Origin of the sequence: Nonomuraea sp. NPDC049709, from assembly GCF_040674815.1 — a bacterium.
Lineage (GTDB): Bacteria > Actinomycetota > Actinomycetes > Streptosporangiales > Streptosporangiaceae > Nonomuraea.
The window spans coordinates 74,336-80,619 of record NZ_JBFANM010000058.1 but is presented as its reverse complement, the minus strand read 5'-3'; the positions used below and the strand labels follow the sequence as shown (position 1 = coordinate 80,619).

Below are 6,284 nucleotides of genomic sequence, written 5' to 3'. Positions count from 1 at the left end.
ACGAGGACGACCGGCACCTCGCCTTCCTGGCCCGCTACCCCACGATGCCGGGATACGTCCTGGTCAGCCCGAAGCGGCACGTCGTGTGCGGCCATGTCGCGAGGGGTCATGTCGCGTGCGGCATGGAGACCTCAGAGGTCGAGCAGCGGCTCCAGGCCCACGGTGAGGCCGGGCAGCTCGCGCACCCTGCGCACGCCGAGCAGCACGCCCGGGGTGAACGCGGCCCTGCTCATCGTGTCGTGCCTGATCGTGAGGATCTCGCCGTCGCCGCCGAGCAGCACCTCCTGGTGCGCGATCAGCCCGGACAGGCGCACCGCGTGCACGTGCACGCCGCCCACGTCGGCCCCGCGGGAGCCGTCGAGCGCGGTGCTCGTCGCGTCGGGCATCGCGCCCATCCCGGCCTTGGCCCGTGCCTCGGAGACCAGCTCCGCCGTGCGGCGGGCCGTGCCGGAGGGCGCGTCGGCCTTGTTGGGGTGGTGCAGCTCGACGATCTCGGCGGACTCGAAGTAGCGGGCCGCCTGCTGGGCGAAGTGCATCATGAGCACGGCCGCGATGCCGAAGTTGGGGGCGATCAGGCAGTTGGTGCCGGGGTTGGCCGCCAGCCAGCCCCGCACGGTCTGCAGGCGCCCCTCGTCGAACCCGGTCGTGCCCACCACGGGGTGGACGCCGTGGCCGATGGCCCATTCGAGATTGCCCATGACCACGTCGGGATGGGTGAAGTCGACCACCACCTCGGCACCCGACAGGCCCTCGATGGGGTCGTCCTTGTCGAGCGCGGCCACCAGCTCCATGTCAGTGGCCGCCTCGACCGCCTTGCACACCTCGACGCCCACACGCCCTTGGGCGCCGAGCACACCTACCCTGATCACAGGAAAACCCTATCGGACGGCGTCGGTGAAGTCCTTGTCGCCGTACGGGCCGATCACGGCGAGCGTGAGCGGCCGGTTGAGCACGTCGCGGGCCACCTCGGAGATCTCGTCGGGGGTGACGGACTCGATGCGCGACAGCACCTCGTCCACCGACATCAGCTCGTCGTAGACCAGCTCGTTCTTGCCGATGCGTGACATGCGCGAGCCGGTGTCCTCCAGACCGAGCACGAGCCCGCCGCGCATCTGGCCCTTGCCGCGCATGATCTCGTCGGCGCTCAGGCCCTCGGCCACCACCCTGGACACCTCGTCCCGGCAGATCTTGAGCACGTCGTCGATCTTCGACGGCAGGCAGCCCACGTAGATGCCGAACTGGCCGGTGTCGGCGTAGGCCGAGGTGTAGCTGTAGGCCGAGTAGGCCAGGCCGCGCTTCTCCCGGATCTCCTGGAACAGCCTGGACGACATGCCGCCGCCCAGCGCCGCGTTGAGCACGCCCAGCGCGAACCTGCGCTCGTCGGTGCGGGACAAGCCGGTCGTGCCGAGCACCAGGTTGGCCTGCTCGGTGGGCCGGTCGAGCACCGCGACGCCGGAGTGCGTCTCGGAGCCCGGTCCGCTCGTGCGCGGCGGCGCGAACTCGGCCGGGCCGGCCAGCGCCCCGGCCCGTTCGTACGCCCGGGTGACCAGCTCGACGACCTCTTCGTGCCGGATGTTGCCGGCGACGGACACGACCGTGCGGCGGGGCCGGTAGTACCGGCGGTAGTACTCGGCGATCCGCTCCCGCCCGAGGGCGTTGATGGAGTCGACCGTGCCCAGGATGGGCCGGCCGATCGGCGAGTCACCGTAGAGCGCGGCGGCGAACTGCTCGTGCACCACGTCAGAGGGGTCGTCATCGTGCATGGCGATCTCTTCGAGGATCACGCCCCGCTCGGACTCGACGTCCTCGTCGGTCACCAGCGAGCTGGTCACCACGTCGGCGAGCACGTCGACCGCGATCGGCAGGTCCTCGTCGAGGACCCGCGCGTAGTAGCAGGTGTATTCCTTCGCCGTGAAGGCGTTGATCTCGCCGCCGATCCCCTCGATGGAGGCGGAGATCTCCATGGCGTCGCGCGTGGGCGTGCCCTTGAACAGCAGGTGCTCAAGGAAATGGGTGGCCCCCATGTGCTCGGGGGCCTCGTCACGCGAGCCGATGCCGACCCACATGCCGACCGCGACGCTCCGCACGGTCGGCATGGTCTCGGTCACCACGCGCAGCCCACCCGGGAGGACGGTGCGCCTTACCACCCCGGCTCCGTCCTTGCCGGGGTGCAGCGTGGTCGTCGTCACGAGTTCCGGTCGTCTCCCTCGCTGCGGGTGCTGCGCACGCGCGTACGAGTGCGGCGCGGCCGGTCGGACTTCTCCTCGGCGGCCGGAGCGGCGTCCTCGGGCTGCTCAGGGCCCTCGGCGGGACCCTCGCCACCGGCGGCGCCCTTCGCCTCCTTCTCGGCGGCCTCCTTCTCGATGACCTCGACCGGCACCAGCGACAGCTTGCCCCGGCCGTCGATCTCGGCGATCTCCACCTGGACCTTCTCGCCGACGCTCATGACGTCCTCGACGTTCTCGATCCGCTTGCCGCCGTGCAGCTTGCGGATCTGGGAGACGTGCAGCAGGCCGTCCTTGCCGGGCATGAGCGAGATGAACGCGCCGAACGCCGCGATCTTGACGACCGTGCCCAGGTAGCGCTCGCCGACCTCCGGCATGTGCGGGTTGGCGATCGCGTTGATCGCCGAACGGGCGGCCTCGGCGGACGGCCCGTCGGTGGCGCCGATGTAGATCGTGCCGTCGTCCTCGATGGTGATCTCGGCGCCCGTGTCGTCCTGGATCTGGTTGATCATCTTGCCCTTCGGGCCGATGACCTCGCCGATCTTGTCGACCGGGACCTTGATGGTGATGATGCGCGGCGCGGTCGGGTTCATCTCCGCCGGGGAGTCGATCGCCTCCTGCATCACGTCGAGGATCGCCAGGCGGGCACCCTTGGCCTGCTTGAGCGCGCCGGCCAGCACGCTGGCCGGGATGCCGTCGAGCTTGGTGTCGAGCTGCAGGGCGGTGATGACGTCCTTGGTGCCGGCGACCTTGAAGTCCATGTCGCCCATGGCGTCCTCGGCGCCGAGGATGTCGGTCAGCGTGACGTAGGTGTCACCCTCGCCGATCAGGCCCATCGCGATGCCCGCGACCATCTCCTTGAGCGGCACGCCCGCGTCGAGCAGCGCCATCGTGGAGGCGCAGACCGAGCCCATCGAGGTGGAGCCGTTGGAGCCGAGCGCCTCGGAGACCTGGCGGATGGCGTACGGGAACTCCTCGCGCGTGGGCAGCACGGGGATCAGCGCCCGCTCGGCCAGCGCGCCGTGACCGATCTCGCGGCGCTTGGGCGAGCCCACCCGGCCGGTCTCGCCGGTGGAGTAGGGCGGGAAGTTGTAGTTGTGCATGTAGCGCTTGGTCCGCTCGGGGTTGAGCGTGTCGATGACCTGCTCCATGCGCAGCATGTTGAGGGTGGTGATGCCCATGATCTGGGTCTCACCGCGCTCGAACAGCGCCGAGCCGTGCACCCGGGGCACCACGTGGACCTCGGCCGACAGCGCGCGGATGTCCTTGGTGCCGCGGCCGTCGATGCGGATGCCCTCCTTGACGACCCGCTCGCGCATGAGCTTCTTCATCACCGAGCGGAACGCGGCGGAGATCTCCTTCTCCCGGCCCTCGAACTCGGGCAGGAGCTTCTCGGCGGCCAGCGCCTTGACCTTCTCCAGCTCGTTCTCGCGCTCCTGCTTGCCGGCGATGGTCAGCCCGGCGGCCAGCTCGGTCTTGATCGCGGCCTCGACGGCGGCGTAGACGTCTTCCTGGTATTCCAGGAACACCGGGTATTCGGCCGTCTCCTTCGCGGCGACCTGCGCGATGCGCGACTGCGCCTCGCACAGCACCTTGATGAAGGGCTTGGCGGCGTCGAGACCCTGGGCGACGGTCTCCTCGGTGGGCGCGACGGCACCCTCGGCGACCAGCTTGAGCGTGTCCTTGGTGGACTCGGCCTCGACCATCATGATCGCGACATCGCCGTCGTCGAGCACGCGGCCCGCCACGACCATGTCGAACGTGGCCCGCTCCAGCTCGTGGTGCGTCGGGAAGGCCACCCACTGGCCGTCGATCAGCGCGACGCGCACGCCGCCGATCGGGCCGGAGAAGGGCAGGCCCGCGAGCTGGGTGGACAGGGACGCGGCGTTGATCGCGACCACGTCGTAGAGGTGGTCGGGGTTGAGCGCCATGACGGTGGCGACGACCTGGACCTCGTTGCGCAGGCCCTTGACGAACGACGGGCGCAGCGGCCGGTCGATCAGCCGGCAGGTGAGGATGGCGTCCTCGGAGGGACGGCCCTCACGGCGGAAGAACGAGCCGGGGATGCGACCCGCGGCGTACATCCGCTCCTCGACGTCGACCGTGAGCGGGAAGAAGTCGAACTGCTCCTTCGGATTCTTGGACGCGGTGGTCGCCGACAGCACCATCGTGTCGCTGTCGAGATAGGCGACGGCGGAACCCGCCGCCTGGCGCGCGAGCCGTCCGGTCTCGAACCGGATCGTACGCGTGCCGAATGAGCCGTTGTCTATGACGGCTTCAGCAGTGTGGACACCCTCCACGGGGGACCTCCTTGTGGTCGGTCACCCGCGCCCTTTTTCTCACCGGCACCCTCGTTAGGTGCAGCGCCGGTCTTCGATCGAAGCGCCCGGTCGTTCTTACCGGAAGCCACTACCGAGGACCGGCCCGCAGGCGTCGCGGGTCGCATGGTGCTGAACGGACGCGGGGGCTGTGTGTCTCGGATCTTCAGTTTTACGTCAGGCGCTGGGCTGTTTCACGCCGCCACGCGCCTGGCCCTATGGGGTCCTACCCCATATGAGAAGGGAGCGGCGCGGACGCCGCTCCCTTTCATGCTATCGGCGCAGGCCGAGCCGCTCGATGAGCGAACGGTAGCGCTGGATGTCGACCTTCTGCAGGTACTTCAGCAGGCGGCGCCGGCGCCCGACGAGCAGCAGCAGACCACGACGGCTGTGGTGGTCGTGCTTGTGCGTCTTCAGGTGCTCGGTGAGCTCGCTGATGCGCTTGCTGAGCAGCGCGATCTGCACCTCGGGCGAACCGGTGTCGCCTTCGGCCGTCGCGTACTCACTGATGATGGTCTTCTTGGCAGCGGTGTCGAGGGACACGGCTCTCCTTCGAACTACGGACACGCGCGAATGAGATGAGGTCGCGAACAACCGTGCGTGCCTACAGTCGCCGCGTGAAGGCCGTCATGGGCAGCGCGCAGCACCGCCGCTACAGAGCCGACATGAAAGGTTACCACCTCATGTCCAGTGCTCGGGCGCCCTGTTATGGGCGAGTGTCAGCTCGTCAGGAGCCGGGTGTCAGCTCAGGCGCCGGGTGTCAGCTCGTCAGGCGCCGGGTGGCCGCCACGTCGGCGTGGATCTGGGCGACCAGCGCGTCGATCGAGTCGAAGCGGGTGTTGCCGCGCAGCCGCGCCGCGAACTCCACCGCCACGTGCACGCCGTAGAGCTCCAGATCGTCCCGGTCCAGCGCGTACGCCTCCACCGTGCGCGGCACGCCCTCGAACGTCGGGTTGGTGCCGACCGAGATCGCCGCCGGCCAGCGCTCCCCCTCGTACAGGGCGGGCAGGTTGGCCACCGGAACGCACTCCAGCCATCCCGCGTAGACCCCGTCCGCCGGGATCGCGGTGTGCTGCGGGGTCTCGACGTTGGCCGTGGGGAAGCCGAGCTGGCGCCCGCGCTGGTAGCCGCGCACGACCACGCCCTCCACCCGGTGCGGGCGGCCGAGCCGGTCCGCCGCGCCCTCCACGTCGCCCGTGACGAGCCGCTCGCGGATCGCGGTCGAGGAGACGGCGTCGAGCTCGGGCACGGCCTCCACCGCGAAGTCGTACTTATCGCCCAGCGTCCGCAATGTCTCTACATCGCCGCTGGCGCCCTGCCCGAACAGGAAGTTCTCCCCCACCACCACGACCGCGGCACGCAGCCGCTCGGCCAGCACGTTCTGGGCGAACTCGTCGGGGCTGTTACGCGACAGGCCGAACGTGAACGCCACCGTGTCGATCTCGTCCACCCCGAGCCCGCCCAGCAGCTCGGCCCTGCGCCGCGCGCTGGTCAGCCGCGGCGGGTGCGACCCGGGCCGCACGACCTCGTCCGGATGCGGCTCGAACGTGACGGCCACGCTGCGCAGCCCCCGCTCGCGAGCGACGGAGACGGCTCGCTCGACCACCCGCTGGTGCCCTCGGTGGACCCCGTCGTACACGCCGATGGTGACGACAGACCTCTCCGAACCCTGCACGCTAGGCCCCATTCGCTCGTCGCCGGATCAACCCGTACAAGCCTGCCATGCGGCTCGGCATTCCCT

General features: G+C 69.7%; 5 protein-coding genes. All 5 read right to left on the bottom strand.

What is annotated here, in order from left to right:
- Positions 1-131: 131 nt before the first annotated feature.
- The 5 genes from dapB to AB0J69_RS43025 all read right to left on the bottom strand — a co-directional run bounded on the left by dapB (position 132) and on the right by AB0J69_RS43025 (position 6,230).
- On the bottom strand, positions 132-869 hold the full coding sequence (gene dapB / locus AB0J69_RS43045; RefSeq protein ID WP_364130431.1) for a 4-hydroxy-tetrahydrodipicolinate reductase: 738 nt from the start codon (positions 867-869) through the stop codon (positions 132-134).
- 9 nt (positions 870-878) lie between these two features.
- Complete coding sequence (locus AB0J69_RS43040) at positions 879-2,189, bottom strand: pitrilysin family protein (protein WP_364130428.1); 1,311 nt, start codon at positions 2,187-2,189, stop codon at positions 879-881.
- The gene (locus AB0J69_RS43035) at positions 2,186-4,525 is read right to left on the bottom strand and encodes a polyribonucleotide nucleotidyltransferase (protein ID WP_364130425.1); all 2,340 of its coding nucleotides are present in this window, start codon (positions 4,523-4,525) and stop codon (positions 2,186-2,188) included. The genes AB0J69_RS43040 and AB0J69_RS43035 overlap by 4 nt, the downstream gene beginning before the upstream one ends.
- Positions 4,526-4,816: 291 nt before the next feature.
- Positions 4,817-5,086: a 30S ribosomal protein S15 gene (rpsO, locus tag AB0J69_RS43030; RefSeq protein WP_090945762.1), complete on the bottom strand. Its 270-nt coding sequence runs from the start codon at positions 5,084-5,086 to the stop codon at positions 4,817-4,819.
- A 217-nt stretch (positions 5,087-5,303) separates the two neighbouring features.
- On the bottom strand, positions 5,304-6,230 hold the full coding sequence (locus AB0J69_RS43025; RefSeq protein WP_364130422.1) for a bifunctional riboflavin kinase/FAD synthetase: 927 nt from the start codon (positions 6,228-6,230) through the stop codon (positions 5,304-5,306).
- Positions 6,231-6,284 lie beyond the last annotated feature (54 nt).

Excerpts from the sequence above, each read along its gene's own strand:
- AB0J69_RS43025 (WP_364130422.1), bottom strand. The coding sequence starts at position 6,230 with ATGGGGCCTAGCGTGCAGGGTTCGGAGAGGTCTGTCGTCACCATCGGC.